Source organism: Lysobacter sp. MMG2, from assembly GCF_016735495.2.
GTDB lineage: Bacteria > Pseudomonadota > Gammaproteobacteria > Xanthomonadales > Xanthomonadaceae > Lysobacter_J.
Genome location: NZ_JAERQY020000004.1, coordinates 116,147 through 134,547, shown reverse-complemented (window position 1 = coordinate 134,547; position 18,401 = coordinate 116,147). Strand labels below are relative to the sequence as shown.

Genomic DNA, 18,401 nt, shown 5'->3' with positions numbered 1-18,401 from the left:
GCTTGCAGGGAGAGGTTGGGAGGGGACGTGAGGCGCGTCGGCGCCGAGCTCGCCGCGATGCGGCTTCGCGCCCCCTCCCCAACCCTCCCCTGCAAGCAGGGGAGGGAGCAGAACCTCACGAACTCGCGCGCGCCTAATGCCGCCCATATTTTTCGTCGAGACGCTTGTTGAGCGCCTTGCCGACCACCTTTTCCTCGGCCTTCTGGGCGCGGCGGTTGGCGAGCTTGTTCGCCGCGCCGGCGACCTCGTCGCTGAGCTTGAGGTAGTTGGCGAAGCGCTGCGGATCGAGCTTGCCGGCCTCGATCGCCGCGCGCACCGCGCAGCCGGGCTCCTTGGCGTGCTTGCAGTCGCGGAAGCGGCACTGCTCGGCCAGCGCCTCGACATCGCTGAAATTCTCCGCGACGTCTTCCTCGCCCGTCGGCTTGAGTTCGCGCATGCCGGGCGTGTCGATCAGGCAGGCGCCGGTCGGCAGCGGGATCAGCGCGCGGTGCGTGGTGGTGTGGCGGCCGCGCGAGTCGCTCTGGCGAACGGCGCTGGTCTTCATCTTCTCGATGCCGAGCAAGGTGTTGGTGAGCGTGGATTTGCCCGCGCCGGAACTGCCGATCAGCACCGCCGTGCGGCCCGGCCCGAGCCACTCGCCCAGCGCCGCGACGCTGTCGGGGTCCTTGGCGTTGACCGCGCGCACCGCCACGCCCTGCGCAGCCAGTTCGACCAGCGCCGCCATCGCTTCGGGCAGGGCCTCGGCATCGGTCGCCGTCGCCTGGTCGGCCTTGGTCAGCACGACCACGGGCTCCACGCCGCCGCCGCGCACGAGCAGCAGGTAGCGCTCGATGCGACGCGGATTGAAATCGGCATCCAGGCCGCAGACCACGAACACCGTGTCGACGTTGGCGGCAATCAGCTGCTGCTGGTAGTGCTCGCCTGCGGCGCCGCGCTTGATCGCGCTGCGCCGCGGCAGCAGGGCCACGGCCTTGCGTCCCTCGATGAGCAGCCAGTCGCCCACGCCGGGGCGCTGGTCGATGGTGACCGTGCCCTTGCGATAGCCGGGCGGGCGCTGCCATTCGGGCAGGGACTCGACCGGGAACCCGCTGTCCGGCCCGTCGGCCACCACGTAGCCGCTGCGATGCTGCTCGATCACCCGCGCCGGCCGGGCCTGCGGGTGCTGCGCGATCAGCGCGTGCCACTGCGAGTCGGCCTGCGATGCGCCGTCCGGCGCCGGCGCGTCCGCGGGGAGCGGCCAGCCGATCGCCCGGAGGGCATCGAAGGTGGACATCAAGCGCGGCGCAATGAGGGGGTCATGGCCCGGGATTCTAGTGCGGCCGCGCGGCGGGTGGGGATTCGCGGACGCATCGCGTTGTTCACTGCGTTGGAAGTTTCGAAGGAGATCGCCGGCACTGCAGCGATTTCGGCGGCGGCTTCGGCACCATTCCCGCGGCTTTCATCGCTGTACCCGGCCGCGGTTTCGGCTAGTCTGGGCCTCCGAACCCCCATACATCCCGCAGCAATGTCCCTGCCCCCCGTGAAGACCCGCGAACGCCTCTCCGAAGTCCGTTACGAAATCCGCGGCGAACTGGCACGGCGAGCCCGCGAGCTGGAGGCCCAGGGCCGCAAGCTGATCAAGCTCAACATCGGCAATCCGGGCGCGTTCGGCTTCCGGGCGCCGGAACACCTGCAGCGCGCGATCGCCGACCGCATCAGCGACACCGACCCCTACACCCACCAGCAGGGCCTGCCGCAGGCCCGCGAGGCCATCGCCGCCTTCCACAAGCAGCGCGGCACGCCCAATGCCAGCCCGGAGCGCGTGTTCGTCGGCAACGGCGTGAGTGAGCTGATCGACCTGTCGCTGCGCGCCCTGCTGAACCCGGGCGACGAAGTGCTGCTGCCCTCGCCCGACTACCCGCTGTGGTCGGCCGCGACCATCCTCAACGACGGCCGCCCGGTCTATTACCGCTGCCTGCCGGAGAACGGCTTCCTGCCCGATCCGGACGAGATCGCCTCGCTGGTCTCCAGCCGCACGCGCGCGATCGTGCTGATCAACCCGAACAATCCCACTGGCGCGGCGTACCCGCGCGAGCTGCTGGAGCAGATCGTCGCCATCGCCCAGCGCCACAAGCTGCTGCTGATGTGCGACGAGATCTACGACTCGATCCTGTACGGCGAAGCCAACTTCACGCCGATCGCGCCGATCGCCGGCGACCTGCCGTGCCTGTCCTTCGGCGGCCTGAGCAAGGTGCATCGCGCCTGTGGCTGGCGCGTGGGCTGGGCGGTGCTGTCGGGCGATCCGGTCGCCAGCGGCAACCTGCACCATGCGATGGACCTGCTCGGCGCGCTGCGCCTGTGCGCCAACGTGCCGGGGCAGTTCGCCATCGAAGCCGCGCTGCACGGCGAAGACACCATCGCGCCGCTGTGCGCGCCGGGCGGTCGCCTGTTCGAAGCGCGCCGCGCGGTGATCGAAAGCATCGCGCAGAGCAAACACCTGCAACTGGTCTCGCCGGCCGGTGCGCTGTACGCGTTCCCGGCCGTGACCGGCGACGCCGCGCAGGGCTTCGACGACCACCGCTTCGCGCTGGAATTGCTGGAAACGCAGGACGTGCTCGTCGTCCCGGGTTCGAGCTTCAACGTGCCCTATCGCAACCATTTCCGCGTGACGCTGCTGCCGCAGCCGGACGATCTGCGCGAGGTGTTCCGCCGCATCGAATGCCTGCTCGACCGCTACGCGCAATCCGACGCGCAGGCGGCGGTGGCCTGAGCGACCGGACATGCCGATGTCGAGCCCGCCTGCGCCCGCGCTGTCCTTCCTCGCCCTGGGCGACAGCTACACCATCGGCGAAGGCGTCGCGGAAGCCGGCCGCTGGCCGGTGCAGCTGGCGACCGCGCTGCGTGAAGAAGGCATCGCCCTGGCCGATCCGCGCATCATCGCCACCACCGGCTGGACCACCGACGAGCTCGCCTGGGGCATCGACGGTGCGGAGCCTCTGGGCGAATGGGATTTCGTCACGCTGCTGATCGGCGTGAACAACCAGTACCGCGGCCGCAGCGCCACGGACTACCGCGGCGACTTCGAAGCGCTGTTGCAACGCGCGATCCGCTACGCGCGTGGTCGCGGCGACCGCGTGCTCGTGTTGTCGATCCCGGACTGGGGCGTCACACCTTTCGTAAAGACCACGAAGGCCACGCCGCAGACCATCGCCACCGAACTGGACGCCTTCAACGCCGCCGCGCAGGTGGTGTGCGAGGCGCACGGCGTGACCTTCGTCGACGTCACGCCGGTGTCGCGCGAGCGTGGCGCGGAGCCTGAGATGCTCGCCGAGGACGGCCTGCATCCTTCGGCCGCGATGTACACGCTGTGGACCGCGCTGGCGTTGCCGGCCGCCCGCGCGTTGCTGCAGCGCTGAGGACCGGGACATGCGTGTCGATGGCCTGATCCGCCCGCTGCCCGCGCAACGCGCCGAGGACATCGCGCGCGCCTTCATGCCGCGCTGGAACGTTCGCTACGACTACTACTACGCGCGCACCAAGCTCGGCACCGATCCGCTGTATCCCGGCGTGTGCGATGTCCTGCGCGGCACGCGCGCGCCGCTGCTCGACATCGGCTGCGGGCTGGGCCTGCTCGCCCACGCGCTGCGCGCGGACGGACAGACGATGCCCTACCGCGGCTACGACAACGATGCCAGCAAGGTCGAACGCGCGCGTCGGGCGTCGCAGCGGCGGGAACTGGCGGACGTCGAGTTCGGCACCGCCGACCTCGGCGCCGAACTGCCGACGCATCGCGGCAGCGTCGCGCTGCTGGACGTGATGCAGTTCGTGCCCGCCGACGCGCAGATGCGCGCCATCGATACGTTCATCGGCATGCTCGAACCCGGCGCGAAGCTGGTGATCCGCACCGGCCTGGCCGACGGCAGCCACCGTGCGCAGGTCACGCGTGCCGTCGACATCTTCGCCAAAGTGGTGGGCTGGATGAATGCCGCGCCGATCCACTACCCGGATGCGGAGATGCTGCGCGCGCGCTTCCTCGCCGCCGGCCTGCATTCCGAGTTCATACCGCTGCGCGGCAACACGCCGTTCAACAACTGGCGCATCGTCGCCACGCGTGCGGGTTAGGCGGCGGCGGGCAGGGTTTCGATGTCTTCGGGCAACACGGTGCGGTAACCCAGCGCGTCGAGCCGGCCCAGCAGCGCGGCCAGGGTTTCGACATTGCGCCCGTGTGCGGCGCCTTCGTGCAGCAGGACGATCGCGCCGGGGGCGAGATCGCGCTCGATGCGCGCCACCACGCCGGCCGGATCGCGCAGCACGGCGTCGTACCCGCGCGCCGACCACGCCACGCGCGCCAGCCCGTGGCGCTTGAGCTGCGCGGCCACGAACGGATTCGCCATTCCCACCACCGCACGGAACCAGCGCGGACGCGTGCCGGTGAGGAAGGTCAGCACGGACTGCGCCTGGTCGATCTGCGCGCGCATCGCATGCGGCGGCAACGCCCAGAACCAGGCCTGCGGATGGGTGTGGCTGTGTTGGCCGATGCCGTGGCCGCGGCGGACGATCTCCGCCACCAGCTCCGGCCGCGCCTGCGCACGCGCGCCGACCAGGAAGAACGTGGCCCGCGCGCGGTGGGCGTCGAGCAGGTCGAGGATGGCGCGGGTGTCGTCGGAGGGGCCATCGTCGATGGTGAGCCAGACGGCGCGGTCGCCGGTCGGCAGCCGGTTCAGGACTGGACTGAGCACGCGCGACTGCGGGCGCAGCGTGGCCCAGACCAGCGCCAGGTGCGTGACGGCGAGCGTCGGCAGGCCGGCCTTCCAGCCCCAGGCCCACCAGATCGCGATCACCGCTAATTGCGAGGCGATGAAGACCCAGGCCCAGGCGTGCGGGTGGCGGGGAGGCTGATGGAACGAAACGGGAGGCATGGGGGGATGGTACGGGACGACTTCCGATCTCTTCTGCTTTCGCCCCTCCCCCTGCTTGCAGGGGAGGGAGCGTCGTGCGCTTGCCAAACGCCCGCCTCGCCCCCACATGCACCCCATTCCCACCGCATCCGGTAGCCCGCCCATGTCGCTCGACCCCGCGCTGCGTTCGCGCATCGAAACCCTGCTGCAGTCCAACCGCGTCGTCCTGTTCATGAAGGGCGCGCCCGAGGCACCGCAGTGCGGTTTCTCGGCCAAGGCCGTCGGCGTGCTCAACGCGCTGCTGCCGCAGGGCTACGCGCACGTGAACGTGCTGGCCGACGCGGAGATCCGCGAGGGCATCAAGCAGTACGGCAACTGGCCGACGATCCCGCAGCTGTACATCGACGGCGAACTGGTCGGCGGCAGCGACATCGTCGAGCAGATGGCCGGCAGCGGCGAGCTGCACAGCGCGCTCGGCCTGCCGCCGCCGGACCGCAGCCCGCCCGAGCTGAGCATCACCCCCGCCGCGCTGGAGATGCTGCGCAGCGCCATCGCCAACGCCGGTGGCGGCTATGCGGTGCAGATCGACGTCGATGCGCGCCATACCGTGCGCCTGCAACTGGCGCCGACGGATGCCAACGCGGTGGCGGTCGAAGTCGAGGGCGTGCGCCTGCAGACCGATCCGCTGCAGGCGCGTCGCGCCGACGGCATCACCATCGACTGGGTCGACGACCAGCGCGGTCGCGGCCTGTCGGTGCATCACCCGCTCGCCGCGCCGCCGGTGCGCGAGATCACCCCGCACGAGGTCGACGCGCGCGTGCGCGCCGGTGCGCTGCGCCTGGTCGACGTGCGCCCGGCGGCGGAACGCGCCTTCGCCACCGCGCCGGTCGCCTTCGACACGCTCGACCACGGCACCGACGCCCTGCAGGCGTTGCCGAAGGACACGCCGCTGGCGTTCCTGTGCCACCACGGCGGTCGCAGCCAGCAGGCGGCGGAACACTTCCGCGGCCTGGGTTTCCGCGAGGTCTACAACATCGTCGGCGGCATCGACGCATGGGCCGACTTCGACGCGGGGATTCCGAAGTACTGATTCGGGATTCGGGATTCGGGATTCGGGATTCGGGATTCGGGATTCGGGATTCGGGATTCGGGATTCGGGATTCGGGATTCGGGATTCGGGATTCGGGAATCGGGAATCGGGAATCGGGAATCGGGAAAGCGTTTCAGAAGCCGTCATCCCGGCGAAGGCCGGGACCCAGGCCCGCACCCTCTCAGTCGTCCGATCGTCATCCCCGCGAAGGCGGGGATCCAACTGTCCGATCCCTCACGCCCTCCGTCGAGTGCGATCGGCCTGCGCGCTGCATCCCCGCCTTCGCGGGGATGACCGCATGGCTCATCGAGGTTCCAATCCCTCAGAACCCCCCGCCCGCATCCAGCCATTCGCGCTCCTCGGCCGTAGAGTCGCGGCCGAGCACGCGATTGCGATGCGGGAAGCGGCCGAAACGCGCGATCACGTCGCGATGCCGGCGCGCATAGTCGAGATAGCTCGCGCCCGACTCGCCCCCCAGCGTCGAGGTCAGCGCGACCGAGCGTTCCTGGTCGGCCATCGCCTCGGAATGCTCGAAGGGCATGTAGAAGAACGGCCGCAGCGCCGGATCGACGACGACATCGTCGCCGCGATCGATCGCACGCGCGGCGTAGTGGCGCGCGAGCGAGTCGGTGGCGAACGCGTGCCCGCTGTTGCGGAAGACATTGCGCGGTATCTGGTCGAGCAGGATCACCAGCGCCAGCGCACCTTCGGCGGTGTCCATCCAGTGTTCGTGTTCGCGCTGCGCGGCGGCGAAATGCGCGTCGAGAAAATCACGGCGGCAGCGCGCGTCGAAACCGTCGTCGCGCGAGAACCAGCGGTCGTATCCGGCCTCGTGCCAGAAGGCGAGGACGTCGTGCGGTGCGATGGACATGCGCGGCTCGTCGAAGTGGGGCCCGTAGGGTAACGGACACGCGCGGGCGACACGCCCGCAACGCCGTCACACCGACTCGTCGCCCAGCTGCGTCTCCAGCTCGTTCGTCCACAGTTCGGTGACGCTTTCCAGCGTGACGGCGTGGATCAGCGGACGGATCGAACCGCCTGCGTAGGACTGCGAAACGAAGCGCGCATAGCGATCGCGGAACTGCAGCCAGCTGCGGTGCGCATCGTCGAAGATGGCGAGCGTTTCCTCGTCGAGCTGGCGGCGAAGATGCGCCACCACCGTGCCCAGGCGCGCGTCGGCGCGCTGGAATTCGTCCAGCGCCTGCTGGTTCATGTCGTGCTGGGTCACTGCGATGTCGTCGCTTTGGCGCGCGACTTCCTCGGCCTTGCTGAAGTAGTTGTCGGCGATGCGCGCGGCGGTCTCGGCCTTGCCGATCAGGCGCTGCTCCAGGCGGCGCAGGTCGTCGAGGTTGGTGTTGGATTCGTCCAGGCCCGTCTTGAGGTCGAGGAGCTTCTGGTTGCGCTCGATCGCCTCCACCGCGCCGCGCCTCTCCACCCGGCGCTGGATGAAATAGAACATCCAGGTCAGTGCGGCGCCCAGCGCCAGGTACACCAGCTTCTCCATGATCACGCCCCCTCTCTCGTCCAGGTGCCCAGTGTGCCCGGAGGAGGTCGCAGGCGATGCGACCCCGGGCCCGCGGGCCGCGCCAGGGTATTCAGGTGGCGGTGGCCGAGCTGGCTGGGGCCCAGGCGTGGCCGGCCCGGATGAACGCGAAACGTTCCCACTGAGTGTGACCCTCGTCCACGCGACCTTGACGTCGGCTGCACAAGACTGAATCCGCGCCCTTCGTGGAAGGCCCACCGGGCCTTCGATACCCTCACCTGGAGCCGCGCCGATTCCCCCGCTCCGCTTCCCATCCTGAGGGAAATCCCATGAAGCACATGCTCCTCGCCGCCCTCCCGCTGGCGGCCCTGTTCATTCCCGTTTCCGCCACCGCGCAGGCTTACAACTGTTATCTGGTCTGCAGCCCGCCACGGGTGTACTGCGTGCCCGCCGGACAGCCGTTGCCGCCGATCTACAAGATCTGCGGCCCATCCTCGGGAACGCCCGACACGCAGTCCCTGAGTGCTTCGCTGCAGCCGGCCGCATCGGCACCGCCACCGGCCTGCGTGGCAGAGCAGGTGTTCAACGAAGACACCCAGACCACCGAATGGCAGATGGCGTGCGATTGACCCGCAACGCCGCGGCTCGTCGCGAAGGCCGGCATCCGCCGGCCTTCGCTTTTTGCGTCATTCGTCGAAGCGCAGGTGTCGCACCGACTTGCCATTGCGACGGATCAGCCGCAGCGCTTCGATGCCGACGTTGATGTGGTTGTCGACATAGTCGGCGCTGACGCGCGCATCCGACGCTTCGGTCTTCACGCCCTCGGGAATCATCGGCTGGTCCGACACCAACAGCAGCGCGCCGCACGGAATACGGTTGGCGAAGCCGGCGGCGAAGATCGTCGCAGTCTCCATGTCGATGGCCATGCAGCGCATCGCGCGCAGACGCTCCTTGAAGGCTTCGTCGTGCTCCCAGACGCGGCGGTTGGTCGTGTAGACCGTGCCGGTCCAGTAGTCGTGGCCGAGGTCGCGAATCATCGTCGACACCGCGCGCTGCAACGCGAACGCCGGCAGTGCCGGCACCTGCGGCGGCAGGTAGTCGTCGCTGGTGCCTTCGCCGCGGATCGCCGCGATCGGCAGGATCAGGTCGCCCAGCAGGTTCTTCTTCTTCAGTCCGCCGCACTTGCCCAGGAACAGCACGGCCTTGGGCGAGATCGCGCTGAGCAGGTCCATGATGGTCGCGGCATTGGGACTGCCCATGCCGAAGTTGATCATCGTGATGCCGTCGTGCGTGCAGCTGGGCATCGGGCGGTCCATGCCGACCACGGGCGCGCCGGTCATGCTGGCGAACTTGCCGACGTAGCCGCCGAAGTTGGTCAGCAGGATGTGTTCGCCGAACTGGTCCAGCGGCACGCCGGTGTAGCGCGGCAGCCAGTTGTCGACGATCTGTTCCTTGTCTTTCATGGCGGGATTCGGGAATGGGGATTCGCAGAAGCATACGGCCGCGAATGCAGGCAGAGGTAGCCGTCTGCCTGCGCGTCAGGATGCAGGTGCGCCTCCGTGACCGCATTCACCAATCCGGAATCTCGAATCTCCAATCCCGAGCGCCATGACCATCGTCAGGGTTGGCATCCCGCCGCCGCCGCGGCTACGGTGCGAAGGTTACGAGCCGCACTTTCCCCGGGACATCCATGCTTCGACCTTTGACCGCCGCGCTCGTCGCGGTGCTGTCGATCGGCTCCGCGTACGCCGCGGAGTCCGGATCGACCGCTTCCAAGTCCCGCTTCATCGAGGACCCGTATCCCAGCACCTACCAGCGCATCGCAGCCGCGCCGGTGCTCATTTCCGGCGCGACCGTGCTCACCGGCACCGGCCAGCGCCTCGACGGCGCGGACGTGCTGCTGCAGGACGGCAAGGTCGTCGCGGTCGGGCCGTCGCTGCAGGCCCCGGCCGGCGCGACCCGTGTGGACGGCACCGGCAAGTGGGTGACGCCGGGCCTGATCGACGTGCATTCGCACCTGGGCGTGTACCCGAGTCCCGGCGTCAGCGCGCACAGCGACGGCAATGAAATGACCGGCGCGGTGACCTCCAACGTCTGGGCGGAGCATTCGATCTGGCCGCAGGACCCGGGCTTCGCCACCGCGCTGGCCGGCGGCATCACCTCGCTGCAGGTGCTGCCCGGCTCGGCCAATCTGGTCGGCGGGCGTGGCGTGACGTTGAAGAACGTTGCCGCCACGACGTACCAGGCGATGAAATTCCCCGGCGCGCCGTGGGGCGTGAAGATGGCCTGCGGCGAGAACCCCAAGCGCGTCTACGGCCAGAAGAGCGGCCCGGCCACGCGCATGGGCAACGTCGCCGGCTACCGCGCGGCGTTCATCGACGCCAGTGAGTACCTGCGCAAGAACGGCGGCAAGAAGGCGGCCGAGGGCGAGCCGAAGAAGAAGCGCTGGTGGTCCAGCTCCAACGGCAACGCCGACAGCGAGAAGGACACCGGCGGCAAGCGCGACCTGAAGATGGACACGCTGGCCGGCGCGATCAACGGCGACATCCAGGTGCACATCCACTGCTACCGCGCCGACGAGATGGCGGTGATGCTCGACCTCGCCAAGGAATTCGGCTTCAAGGTCGCCGCGTTCCACCACGGCGTGGAGGCCTACAAGCTGGCCGACCGCCTCGCCGCCGAGAACGTCTGCGGCGCGCTGTGGGCCGACTGGTGGGGCTTCAAGATGGAGGCCTTCGACGGCATCCAGGAGAACCTCGCCCTGGTCGACCGCCCGCCCAACAGCTGCGCGATCGTGCATTCGGATTCGGAGGAAGGCATCCAGCGCCTCAACCAGGAGGCCGCGAAGGTGATGGCCCATGCGCAGTTGGTCGGCATGGACATCCCGCCGGAGCGGGCGATCCGCTGGATGACGCAGAACGCGGCCAAGTCGCTGGGCATCCTCGACAAGACCGGCACGCTGGAGGCCGGGAAGATGGCCGACGTGGTCGTCTGGAACGGCAATCCCTTCAGCGTCTACGCCCACGCCGAGCAGGTCTACATCGACGGCGCGCGCGTGTTCGACCGCAACGACCGTTCGCGCCAGCCGGTGTCGGACTTCATGATCGGCCAGGGCGCCGCTGCCAACGGAGGTGTCCAGTGAGGCGCTTCATCGATACACGCTTCATCCAGCTGGGTCGCTCGCGGCACAACCGCCCGACCGACACGTTCGACCTGGCCTGCTGCGAACGCCAGGCCGGCTGGTCGTACTTCCATTCCTCCGGCCGCAGCTTCCTGCTGATCGGCCTGCTGCTGGCGTCGATGTCCGCCGGTGCGCAGGAACTGCTGATCCGCAACGCGACCGTGCACACCGCCGGCGCGCAGGGCACGCTGAAGAACGCCGACGTGCTGGTCTCCGGAGGGACGATCCGCGCCGTCGGCACGGGGCTTTCCGCGCCGGCCGGCGCGCAGGTGATCGACGCGCAGGGCAAGCCGGTGACGCCGACGCTGTTCGGCGGCATCACCGAGATCGGGCTGGAGGAAGTCTCCGGCGAGAAGGCCACCGTCGACGACACGCTCGCGCTGGGCGCCGACACCAAGCAGATGACGGTGCGGCCGGAGTTCGACGTGACGCTGGCCTTCAATCCGGATTCGATCCTGATTCCGGTGACGCGCATCGAGGGCATCGGCTGGACGCTGCTGGGCGCGGGTACCGCGACGGGCGGTTCGATCGTCGCGGGCCAGGGCGGCGTGGTGCGGCTGGACGGCAGCGCCGATCCGATCGGGCCGCGCGAGCTGTTCCTGCGCATCGGCGGTGATGCGGCCGGGCTGTCGGGCAATTCGCGCGCGGCGCAGTGGATGATCCTGGACCAGTTGATCGACGAGGTGCGCGGGCGCATTCCGCCGGACGCCAACGCCGCGCTGCTGACACCGGCCGGTCGCGCCGCGCTGGGCAGGTACATCGGCGGCGGCGGTCGCGTGGTGGTGGCGGTGGATCGTGCCGCCGACATCCGCCAGCTGCTGCGCTGGTCGGAGCGTCACAACGTGCGCGTGGCCATCGCCGGCGGCGCCGAGGCCTGGCGCGTGGCGCCGATGCTGGCGAGCGCGAAGGTGCCGGTGTTCGTCAATCCGCTGGGGAATCTGCCGTCGGACTTCGACCAGATCGGCGCGACGATGGAGAACGCGGCGCGGCTGCGCGCGGCGGGCGTGCAGGTGGGCTTCTCGCAGGCGGGCGATGCCTCGCACAACGCGCGCAAGATCCGCCAGCTGGCCGGCAACGCGGTCGCCAACGGCTTGTCGTGGGAGGACGGCCTTGCCGGCCTCACGCGTGTGCCGGCGGAGACGTTCGGCGTCGCCGACCGCATCGGCACCATCGCTCCGGGCAAGCGCGCGGACCTGGTGCTGTGGAGCGGCGATCCGCTGGAAGTGAACACCGTCGCCATGCAGGTGTGGATGGACGGCCGCGCGATCCCGATGCGCAGTCGCCAGACCGAACTGCGCGACCGCTACCTGCGCACCGGCACACCGGCGGCGGAAGGCGGCTTGCCGCGGGCGTATCCGGCGCAGGGTCGCTGAAGCTGCAAGCCCCTCTCCCATCGGGAGAGGGGTTGGGGTGAGGGGCAACGGAGTGAGGAAGGCAAAATCTGCGGTGCGGTAGGGCACCGTGATTTCACGGCTGCCGCTTCGTTTCCCCTCATCCGCCCCTGGACCAAGTCCAGGGCGGGCTCTTCGGGCACGAGAAGGAGACCGGCGAACTTCCGGGGCTTATGCTGCCCACCACGGGCACGCACCGCGCCCGCCATTCCCGGGGACCGCCCATGCCTTCGCTTCCGCACATCGACCTCAACTGGCTCGCGGTGATCGCCGCCGCCGTGTCCGCCTTCGTCCTGGGCGGCATCTGGTACGGGCCGCTGTTCAAGCGTGCGTGGTGCCGGGAGGCCGGCATCGATCCCGACTCCGCGCCTTCGCATCCGGCACGCATCTTCGCCGTCGCGTTCGTGTGCAGCCTGCTGGCGGCGCTGATCTTCGGCGCGTCACTGCCGCCCGGCTTCACGGCCGTGCAAGGCTTCGGGCTGGGTTTCGTCACCGGCCTGTTCTTCGTGGCGATGAGCTTCGGCATCAACTACGCCTTCGCCCAGCGCAGCCTGAAGCTGTGGATGATCGACGCCGGCTACCACATCGTGCAGTTCAGCCTGTACGGGCTGATCCTGGGCGCGTGGCGCTGAGGGCACCGCGATGACCGCGCCGCTGGTCTGGTACTTCGATTTCATCTCGCCGTTCTCGTACCTGCAGTGGCAGCGCCTGAAGCCGCTGCTGCGCGAACGCGAGAACGCCGGCGAGCCGCCGGTGCGGCTGGTGCCGATCGTCTTCGCCGCGGTGCTGGACGCGTGCGGGCAGAAGGGCCCGGCGGAGATCCCCGGCAAACGCGAGTTCACCTACCGGCACGTGCTGTGGCTGGCGCGGCAGGCCGGCGTGCCGCTGCGCTTTCCGCCGACGCATCCGTTCAACCCGCTGGCCGCGCTGCGCCTGAGCATCGCCGCCGGCGATACGCCCGAGGCCGTGGATTCGGTCTTCGATTGGCTGTGGAACCACGGCCGCGCCGGCGACAGCGTCGAGGCACTGGTGCCGCTGATGGCCGCGCTGGACGTCCCCGCCGACGCGCTGGAAGCCGACGCCACCAAGGCCGCGCTGCGCGCCAACACCGACGCCGCGATCGCCGCCGGCGTCTACGGCGTGCCGACGCTCTCCATCGGCGGCGAGCTGTTCTGGGGCAACGACGCCTTCGACTTCGCCCTGGCCGCATTGCACGACCCGGCCGTTCTGCAGGACGAGGAAATGCGCCGGTTGAGCGAACTCCCGGTGGGATTGCAGCGCCGACGCTGACGCGCAGCGTCATGCGGCGCCGCCGCACGGACATCCGTCTCGAACAGGTTATGCTGGCCGTCACACTTCGAAAGCCAGCGCTTTTTCCGGGAGGGGAACCATGCGCATCGGACTCGTCGTCGATTCCGCCTGCGACCTGCCTTTGCAGTATCTCGAACAGCACGAGGTCACCGTGCTGCCGATCACCGTCCGCATTGGCGAAGCCGTCCTCGCCGATCACCGCGACGAGCAAGCCACGCTCGAATTCCTGCATGCGCACGTCGCCGAACGCGGCCACGAAGCGCAGACCATGCCGTACACGGTCCAGCAGATCCAGGACCTGTTCCTGCAGCGGCTGGTGATCGACTACGACTACGTCTTCTGCATGACGATCACCAAGACGCGCAGTCCGATCTTCGACAACGCGCAGCAGGCGAGTTTCGCGATCCTCAACGACTACAAGCCCGTGCGCGCCGCGGCCGGCAACGCGACGCCGTTCGCGTTGCGCGTGATCGACACGCAGAACCTGTTCGCCGCGCAGGGCATCACGGCAGTGGAGGCGATCCGCCTGCGCGCCGCGGGCGAAGGCGCGCCGAAGATCCGCGCGCGACTGGAGCACCTGGCGTTGCACACGCAGGGCTACATGGTGCCGCCGGATTTGTACTACCTGCGCAACCGCGCGCGCGCCAAGGGCGACCGCAGCGTCGGCTTCCTCAGCGCCGCGCTGGGCAGCGCGCTGGACATCAAGCCGATCCTGCACGCCAACCGCGGCGAAACCGGCCCGGTGGCGAAGATCAAGGGCTTCGAGCCGGCGGTGCAGAAGTTGTTCGAACATGCCGCGCATCGCGTGGAGCGCAACGAACTGCTCACCCCGACGATGTGCCTGAGCTACGGCGGCGAGCTGGAAGGCCTGCGCGTGCTGCCCGGCTACGAACGCCTGCGCGATGCGTGCGCGTCGAACAACGTCGAGTTGTTCGAAAGCGTGATGAGCCTGACCGGCATGGTCAACGTCGGCAAGGGTGCGGTGGTGGTGGGCTTCGCGGCGGAAGGGCAGAAGTTCACCGGGTGATGTTCGCCGGCAACGGCCAGCGTTCACGCGACCCACGGCGGGCGGCACCTACACTCGGGTGAAACACCCAGGAGTTCCGAGATGGCCGCCCGTTACTACATCCGACTTCCCGATGCGAAGCGTGCACGCGGCGCCGATCCGTCGCTGTCGTTCACCGCGGTCAGTGCCGAAGGCTTCGCCGAACAGCTCGAAGCCGCGTTGCGCGAACCTTCGCTGTTCGAACGGTGGAAGGCGAAGCAGGACGATCCGGACGCGGTCGAACCCTCACTGGGCGCCACCGATCCCAACGCGGTCGTGCGCGGCGAACAGGACGATCTGCACATCGACCTGATCGCGACCACCGGCCTGCCCGGCGAGCTGCTGCGCCAGCGTCTGCGCTGGCTGGCGGGGAGTGCGTGGGAACTGCGGGATGTGACGTCGGCGTAGGGATTCGGGATTCGGGATTCGGGATTCGGGATTCGGGATTCGGCGACAGCATTTCAGATCCGTCATCCCGGCGAAGGCCGGGATCCAGGCCCGCAGCGCACGGGCACCCCCATCACGGCGAACCATCGGATCGTCATCCCCGCGAAGGCGGGGATGACAGCTGCAAGGCGCTGCCCGCAATCAGCCCTTCAACGCCGCCGCATGATGCGCGACGTGCTCGCCGATGAAGCTGGCGATGAAGTAATAGCTGTGGTCGTAACCGGCCCGCAGGCGCAGATCGATGGGATGGCCCGCTGCCTCGCAGGCTTCGCTCAGGCGCTGCGGTTGCAGCTGCGTGGCGAGGAATTCGTCGGCCTCGCCCTGATCGACCAGCAGCGGCAGTCGTTCGGATGCATGGGCGACCAGCTCCGTCGCATCCCACTGCGTCCACGCCTGGCGATCCTCGCCCAGGTACGCGGCGAACGCCTTCTGCCCCCACGGCACCTGGCTCGGCGCGACGATCGGCGAGAACGCCGACACGCTGCGGTAACGCCCCGGGTTCTTCAGCGCGACGACCAGCGCACCGTGCCCGCCCATCGAATGCCCGCTGATGGCGCGCGCCTTCGTCGCCGGAAACTGCGCTTCGATCAGGTCGGGAAGCTCGCGCGATACGTAGTCGAACATGCGGTAATGCTTCGACCACGGCGCCTGCGTCGCGTTGACGTAGAAGCCGGCGCCGATGCCCAGGTCGTAGCCTTCCGCATCCGCCACGCCCGGGCCGCGCGGGCTCGTGTCGGGCGCGACCAGGATCACGCCGTGCTCGGCCGCGTAGCGCTGCGCGCCGGCCTTGGTGATGAAGTTCTGCTCGGTGCAGGTGAGCCCGCTGAGCCAGTACAGCACCGGGCACGAGCGCTGCTCCGCCTGCGGTGGCAGGTAGACGCCGAAGCTCGTCTCGCAGTCGAGCGTGGACGAAGCGTGCCGGTAAACGTGCTGCCAGCCGCCGAAGCAGGCGCGGTGTTCGATGCGTTGCATGGGTGATGTCCGGGATTGGAGATGCGGGATTCGGGATTCGATGTGGGGGCGGGACGGACGAGGGCGTGCCTTTGCCAATCCCGAATCCCGAATCACGAATCCCGGCTTTCGTAATGGATCACCGAACGGATCGACTTGCCCTCATGCATCAGATCGAAGGCTTCGTTGATGTGCTCCAGCCCCATCGTGTGCGTGACGAACGGCGCCAGCTGGATGTCGCCGCGCATCGCGTCCTCGACCATGCCCGGCAACTGGCTGCGGCCCTTAACGCCGCCGAAGGCCGTGCCCATCCACTTGCGGCCGGTGACCAGTTGGAACGGACGCGTGCTGATCTCCTGCCCCGCGCCGGCCACGCCGATGATCACCGACTGCCCCCAGCCGCGATGCGCGCATTCCAGCGCCGCGCGCATCACGTTGACGTTGCCGATGCATTCGAAGGAGTGGTCCACGCCCCAGCCGGTCATCTCCACGATCACCTGCTGGATGGGCTTGTCGTGATCCTTCGGGTTGACGCAATCGGTCGCGCCCATCTGTTGCGCAAGTTCGAACTTTCCGGGATTGGTGTCTACCGCGATGATGCGGCCGGCCTTCGCCTGCCGCGCGCCCTGGATCACCGCCAGGCCAATGCCGCCCAGGCCGAACACCGCCACCGAATCGCCTTCCTGCACCTTCGCCGTGTTGTGCACAGCGCCGATGCCGGTGGTGACGCCGCAGCCGAGCAGGCAGACGTGTTCGGGATTGGCTTCGGGGTTGATCTTCGCCAGCGAGACTTCGGCGACGACCGTGTATTCGCTGAAGGTCGAGCAGCCCATGTAGTGGTACAGCGGCTGGCCGTTGTAGGAGAAGCGCGAGGTGCCGTCGGGCATCACGCCCTTGCCCTGCGTGGCGCGCACCGACGTGCACAGGTTGGTCTTGCCCGACTTGCAGAACAGGCACTGCCCGCACTCGGCGGTGTAGAGCGGAATGACGTGGTCGCCCGGCTTGACGCTGGTGACGCCCTCGCCCACCTCCACCACGACGCCCGCGCCTTCGTGCCCGAGCACCACCGGGAACAGCCCTTCCGGATCGTCGCCGCTGAGGGTGAATGCATCGGTGTGGCACACGCCGGTGTGGGTGATCTTCACCAGCACTTCGCCGGCCTTGGGCGGTGCGACGTCGATCTCGACGATCTGCAAGGGCTCGCCTGCGGCGAAGGCGACGGCGGCACGGGATTTCATGGCGACTCCTGGAAGGGGGAAATGCGGTGTGGGGCGATGGCGGGCGCCATCACTTCAGATAGGAACGGACCAGACCCGCCAGCTCCGTCACGCGCGCGGAACGCTGCTGCGCCGACGTGGCGATCTGACCGAACTCCTCGCGGATGTGCGCCTGAAGGACTTCGGACATCAGCCCGTTGACGGCGCCGCGGATCGCGGCGATCTGCTGCAGCACGGCACCGCAATCGGCACCGGCTTCCAGCGCGCGCTCCAGCGCATCGGCCTGGCCCTTGATCCGCCGGATACGGGCCTGCACGCGCTTTTTTTCTTCAGGCGAATGGGGCACGGTCGGTCCGGCGGAAGGGTACTGGGGTGGAGTATAGACAGACGAGCATGTCGGACGGACGACAGGCATCCCTCCCCATGCGCGGGCAGGCCGGTCAGCGCGCCTGGATGTGGATGCCGCGCACCTTTCTCAGGGCATCTGCTGCGCCATCGCGGCCGGCGGGAACTGCGCAAACATGCGGTCCACGCTCAGCTGCATCGCGTTGGTCTGCGCGATCGGCGAGTCGGGTACGGTGCCCATGGCGATGCCGCGCCACAGCGGCCGCTGGGTCTGCGCATCGAACATGTCGAGCACGAGGGTCCCGTAGGTGTAGTCGCGCACGGTGGTGGTGGTGTTGAAGCCGCCCCACGCACCCCAGCCCGGGCCCCAGCAGCAACCGCCCCAGCCCCAGCCGCCCCACATCGGGCCGTTGTTCCAGGTGTCCACGCGCATGCGCCGCTCGGTGACGATGGTGCCGGCGAGGGTGACCTGCGCGTTGGTCGACTGCGTCCAGCCACGCTCGCGCAACTTGGCGTCGACGGCGGCGACAAGGCGCTGCGAATGCAACGGCGAGAAGCCTTCCGGCCGCTGCGTCCAGCGATAGGTCTGGTACTGGCCGAAGTTCACGCCCGGGTCGTAGTCGGTGAAGACGGCCGGCGTGGTCGCGCAACCGCCGAACAGAGCGGCGGTGCAGAGGATCGTAAGGGCGAGTTTCATGGCCGACTCCCACGGTGACGGCGAGCTTGAAGATACGCCCGAAGGGTGTCGGGAAGCGTGAAGCGTTGCGAGGTTTGCTGAATGGTTCAGGTGGGGCCGGGGGTGGTGCGGTGCCTGTGCGGTTCGGTGCGGTTTGAGTTGCGGGTGCGGGTGCTTTTTCCCTTCTCCCCTCGCGGCGACCGAAGGGAGTGCAGGGCTGAGAAGGTGGCACGAAGCGCCGGAAGCGGGGCGCGCGAAGCGCGTGCTCTTACAGCGGCCGCACCCCTCTCCCTGGCTCGCTTCGCGAGCCTGTCCCTCTCCCGCAAGGGGAGAGGGCGTTCTGCGTGCCAGGCCACGCGGCAGTGCTCGCTGCGATCAGTGCATGGC

At 68.8% G+C, this 18,401-nt stretch carries 20 protein-coding genes; 11 read left to right on the top strand and 9 right to left on the bottom strand.

Going from position 1 to position 18,401, the window contains the following annotated elements:
- Positions 1–133: 133 nt before the first annotated feature.
- Positions 134–1,273 (bottom strand): ribosome small subunit-dependent GTPase A, encoded by a 1,140-nt coding sequence (gene rsgA, locus JI752_RS15160; RefSeq protein WP_216965618.1) that lies wholly within the window; start codon positions 1,271–1,273, stop codon positions 134–136.
- A 231-nt stretch (positions 1,274–1,504) separates the two neighbouring features.
- On the opposite strand from rsgA, the gene JI752_RS15155 reads away from it, so the two are divergent.
- From JI752_RS15155 to JI752_RS15145, 3 genes are read left to right on the top strand one after another with little or no spacing between them, the layout of a single operon-like run.
- On the top strand, positions 1,505–2,749 hold the full coding sequence (locus tag JI752_RS15155; protein WP_216965616.1) for an aminotransferase class I/II-fold pyridoxal phosphate-dependent enzyme: 1,245 nt from the start codon (positions 1,505–1,507) through the stop codon (positions 2,747–2,749).
- 16 nt (positions 2,750–2,765) lie between these two features.
- The gene (locus tag JI752_RS15150) at positions 2,766–3,395 is read left to right on the top strand and encodes an SGNH/GDSL hydrolase family protein (RefSeq protein ID WP_216965609.1); all 630 of its coding nucleotides are present in this window, start codon (positions 2,766–2,768) and stop codon (positions 3,393–3,395) included.
- A gap of 37 nt (positions 3,396–3,432) precedes the next feature.
- Entirely contained in the window at positions 3,433–4,101 is a 669-nt protein-coding gene (locus tag JI752_RS15145) for a class I SAM-dependent methyltransferase (protein ID WP_216966124.1), read from the top strand.
- Here JI752_RS15145 and JI752_RS15140 read toward each other — a convergent pair.
- On the bottom strand, positions 4,098–4,898 hold the full coding sequence (locus JI752_RS15140; RefSeq protein WP_216965607.1) for a polysaccharide deacetylase family protein: 801 nt from the start codon (positions 4,896–4,898) through the stop codon (positions 4,098–4,100). The genes JI752_RS15145 and JI752_RS15140 overlap by 4 nt on opposite strands.
- Positions 4,899–5,040: 142 nt before the next feature.
- Between JI752_RS15140 and grxD the strand changes: the two genes are divergently transcribed.
- Entirely contained in the window at positions 5,041–5,967 is a 927-nt protein-coding gene (gene grxD, locus JI752_RS15135; RefSeq protein ID WP_216965605.1) for a Grx4 family monothiol glutaredoxin, read from the top strand.
- Positions 5,968–6,289: 322 nt separating this feature from the next.
- Here grxD and JI752_RS15130 read toward each other — a convergent pair whose 3' ends face one another.
- Complete coding sequence (locus JI752_RS15130; protein ID WP_216965602.1) at positions 6,290–6,838, bottom strand: DUF924 family protein; 549 nt, start codon at positions 6,836–6,838, stop codon at positions 6,290–6,292.
- Between the two features lie 66 nt (positions 6,839–6,904).
- Positions 6,905–7,471, bottom strand: a complete 567-nt coding sequence (locus tag JI752_RS15125; protein WP_216965600.1) for a lysozyme inhibitor LprI family protein — start codon at positions 7,469–7,471, stop codon at positions 6,905–6,907.
- A gap of 308 nt (positions 7,472–7,779) precedes the next feature.
- Between JI752_RS15125 and JI752_RS15120 the strand changes: the two genes are divergently transcribed.
- On the top strand, positions 7,780–8,079 hold the full coding sequence (locus JI752_RS15120; protein WP_216965598.1) for a hypothetical protein: 300 nt from the start codon (positions 7,780–7,782) through the stop codon (positions 8,077–8,079).
- Positions 8,080–8,136: 57 nt separating this feature from the next.
- Here JI752_RS15120 and JI752_RS15115 read toward each other — a convergent pair whose 3' ends face one another.
- Positions 8,137–8,913 (bottom strand): AMP nucleosidase, encoded by a 777-nt coding sequence (locus JI752_RS15115; protein ID WP_216965597.1) that lies wholly within the window; start codon positions 8,911–8,913, stop codon positions 8,137–8,139.
- 227 nt (positions 8,914–9,140) lie between these two features.
- On the opposite strand from JI752_RS15115, the gene JI752_RS15110 reads away from it, so the two are divergent.
- The 6 genes from JI752_RS15110 to JI752_RS15085 all read left to right on the top strand — a co-directional run bounded on the left by JI752_RS15110 (position 9,141) and on the right by JI752_RS15085 (position 14,786).
- Positions 9,141–10,592: an amidohydrolase gene (locus JI752_RS15110; RefSeq protein WP_216965595.1), complete on the top strand. Its 1,452-nt coding sequence runs from the start codon at positions 9,141–9,143 to the stop codon at positions 10,590–10,592.
- 131 nt (positions 10,593–10,723) lie between these two features.
- The gene (locus JI752_RS15105) at positions 10,724–12,004 is read left to right on the top strand and encodes an amidohydrolase family protein (protein ID WP_254200995.1); all 1,281 of its coding nucleotides are present in this window, start codon (positions 10,724–10,726) and stop codon (positions 12,002–12,004) included.
- A 242-nt stretch (positions 12,005–12,246) separates the two neighbouring features.
- Entirely contained in the window at positions 12,247–12,654 is a 408-nt protein-coding gene (locus tag JI752_RS15100; RefSeq protein ID WP_216965593.1) for a DUF1761 domain-containing protein, read from the top strand.
- 10 nt (positions 12,655–12,664) lie between these two features.
- Entirely contained in the window at positions 12,665–13,312 is a 648-nt protein-coding gene (locus JI752_RS15095) for a 2-hydroxychromene-2-carboxylate isomerase (RefSeq protein ID WP_216965591.1), read from the top strand.
- Between the two features lie 100 nt (positions 13,313–13,412).
- Positions 13,413–14,360 (top strand): DegV family protein, encoded by a 948-nt coding sequence (locus JI752_RS15090; RefSeq protein ID WP_216965589.1) that lies wholly within the window; start codon positions 13,413–13,415, stop codon positions 14,358–14,360.
- An 81-nt stretch (positions 14,361–14,441) separates the two neighbouring features.
- Entirely contained in the window at positions 14,442–14,786 is a 345-nt protein-coding gene (locus tag JI752_RS15085) for a hypothetical protein (protein WP_216965587.1), read from the top strand.
- 180 nt (positions 14,787–14,966) lie between these two features.
- On the opposite strand, the gene fghA is transcribed toward JI752_RS15085, so the two are convergent.
- The 4 genes from fghA to JI752_RS15065 all read right to left on the bottom strand — a co-directional run bounded on the left by fghA (position 14,967) and on the right by JI752_RS15065 (position 18,035).
- A complete protein-coding gene (gene fghA, locus JI752_RS15080; RefSeq protein WP_216965585.1) occupies positions 14,967–15,797 on the bottom strand; it encodes an S-formylglutathione hydrolase in 831 nt (276 codons plus the stop codon).
- A gap of 92 nt (positions 15,798–15,889) precedes the next feature.
- Positions 15,890–17,014, bottom strand: coding sequence for an S-(hydroxymethyl)glutathione dehydrogenase/class III alcohol dehydrogenase (locus JI752_RS15075; protein WP_216965583.1), 1,125 nt, complete (start codon positions 17,012–17,014; stop codon positions 15,890–15,892).
- 49 nt (positions 17,015–17,063) lie between these two features.
- Positions 17,064–17,339 carry a formaldehyde-responsive transcriptional repressor FrmR gene (gene frmR / locus JI752_RS15070; RefSeq protein ID WP_216965581.1) on the bottom strand — a complete coding sequence of 92 codons (276 nt, stop codon included), beginning with the start codon at positions 17,337–17,339 and terminating at the stop codon, positions 17,064–17,066.
- Between the two features lie 129 nt (positions 17,340–17,468).
- On the bottom strand, positions 17,469–18,035 hold the full coding sequence (locus tag JI752_RS15065) for a DUF4136 domain-containing protein (protein ID WP_216965579.1): 567 nt from the start codon (positions 18,033–18,035) through the stop codon (positions 17,469–17,471).
- Between the last annotated feature and the right edge of the window lie 366 nt (positions 18,036–18,401).

Bases quoted from the DNA above. Each gene is read 5' to 3' on its own strand.
- JI752_RS15100 (WP_216965593.1), top strand. From the start codon at position 12,247: ATGCCTTCGCTTCCGCACATCGACCTCAACTGGCTCGCGGTGATCGCC.
- JI752_RS15120 (WP_216965598.1), top strand. From the start codon at position 7,780: ATGAAGCACATGCTCCTCGCCGCCCTCCCGCTGGCGGCCCTGTTCATT.
- JI752_RS15095 (WP_216965591.1), top strand. From the start codon at position 12,665: ATGACCGCGCCGCTGGTCTGGTACTTCGATTTCATCTCGCCGTTCTCG.
- JI752_RS15140 (WP_216965607.1), bottom strand. From the start codon at position 4,898: ATGCCTCCCGTTTCGTTCCATCAGCCTCCCCGCCACCCGCACGCCTGG.
- fghA (WP_216965585.1), bottom strand. From the start codon at position 15,797: ATGCAACGCATCGAACACCGCGCCTGCTTCGGCGGCTGGCAGCACGTT.
- JI752_RS15085 (WP_216965587.1), top strand. From the start codon at position 14,442: ATGGCCGCCCGTTACTACATCCGACTTCCCGATGCGAAGCGTGCACGC.
- JI752_RS15110 (WP_216965595.1), top strand. From the start codon at position 9,141: ATGCTTCGACCTTTGACCGCCGCGCTCGTCGCGGTGCTGTCGATCGGC.
- JI752_RS15150 (WP_216965609.1), top strand. From the start codon at position 2,766: ATGTCGAGCCCGCCTGCGCCCGCGCTGTCCTTCCTCGCCCTGGGCGAC.
- JI752_RS15125 (WP_216965600.1), bottom strand. From the start codon at position 7,471: ATGGAGAAGCTGGTGTACCTGGCGCTGGGCGCCGCACTGACCTGGATG.
- grxD (WP_216965605.1), top strand. From the start codon at position 5,041: ATGTCGCTCGACCCCGCGCTGCGTTCGCGCATCGAAACCCTGCTGCAG.
- JI752_RS15115 (WP_216965597.1), bottom strand. From the start codon at position 8,913: ATGAAAGACAAGGAACAGATCGTCGACAACTGGCTGCCGCGCTACACC.
- JI752_RS15155 (WP_216965616.1), top strand. From the start codon at position 1,505: ATGTCCCTGCCCCCCGTGAAGACCCGCGAACGCCTCTCCGAAGTCCGT.
- JI752_RS15065 (WP_216965579.1), bottom strand. From the start codon at position 18,035: ATGAAACTCGCCCTTACGATCCTCTGCACCGCCGCTCTGTTCGGCGGT.
- rsgA (WP_216965618.1), bottom strand. From the start codon at position 1,273: ATGTCCACCTTCGATGCCCTCCGGGCGATCGGCTGGCCGCTCCCCGCG.
- JI752_RS15075 (WP_216965583.1), bottom strand. From the start codon at position 17,014: ATGAAATCCCGTGCCGCCGTCGCCTTCGCCGCAGGCGAGCCCTTGCAG.
- JI752_RS15090 (WP_216965589.1), top strand. From the start codon at position 13,413: ATGCGCATCGGACTCGTCGTCGATTCCGCCTGCGACCTGCCTTTGCAG.
- JI752_RS15130 (WP_216965602.1), bottom strand. From the start codon at position 6,838: ATGTCCATCGCACCGCACGACGTCCTCGCCTTCTGGCACGAGGCCGGA.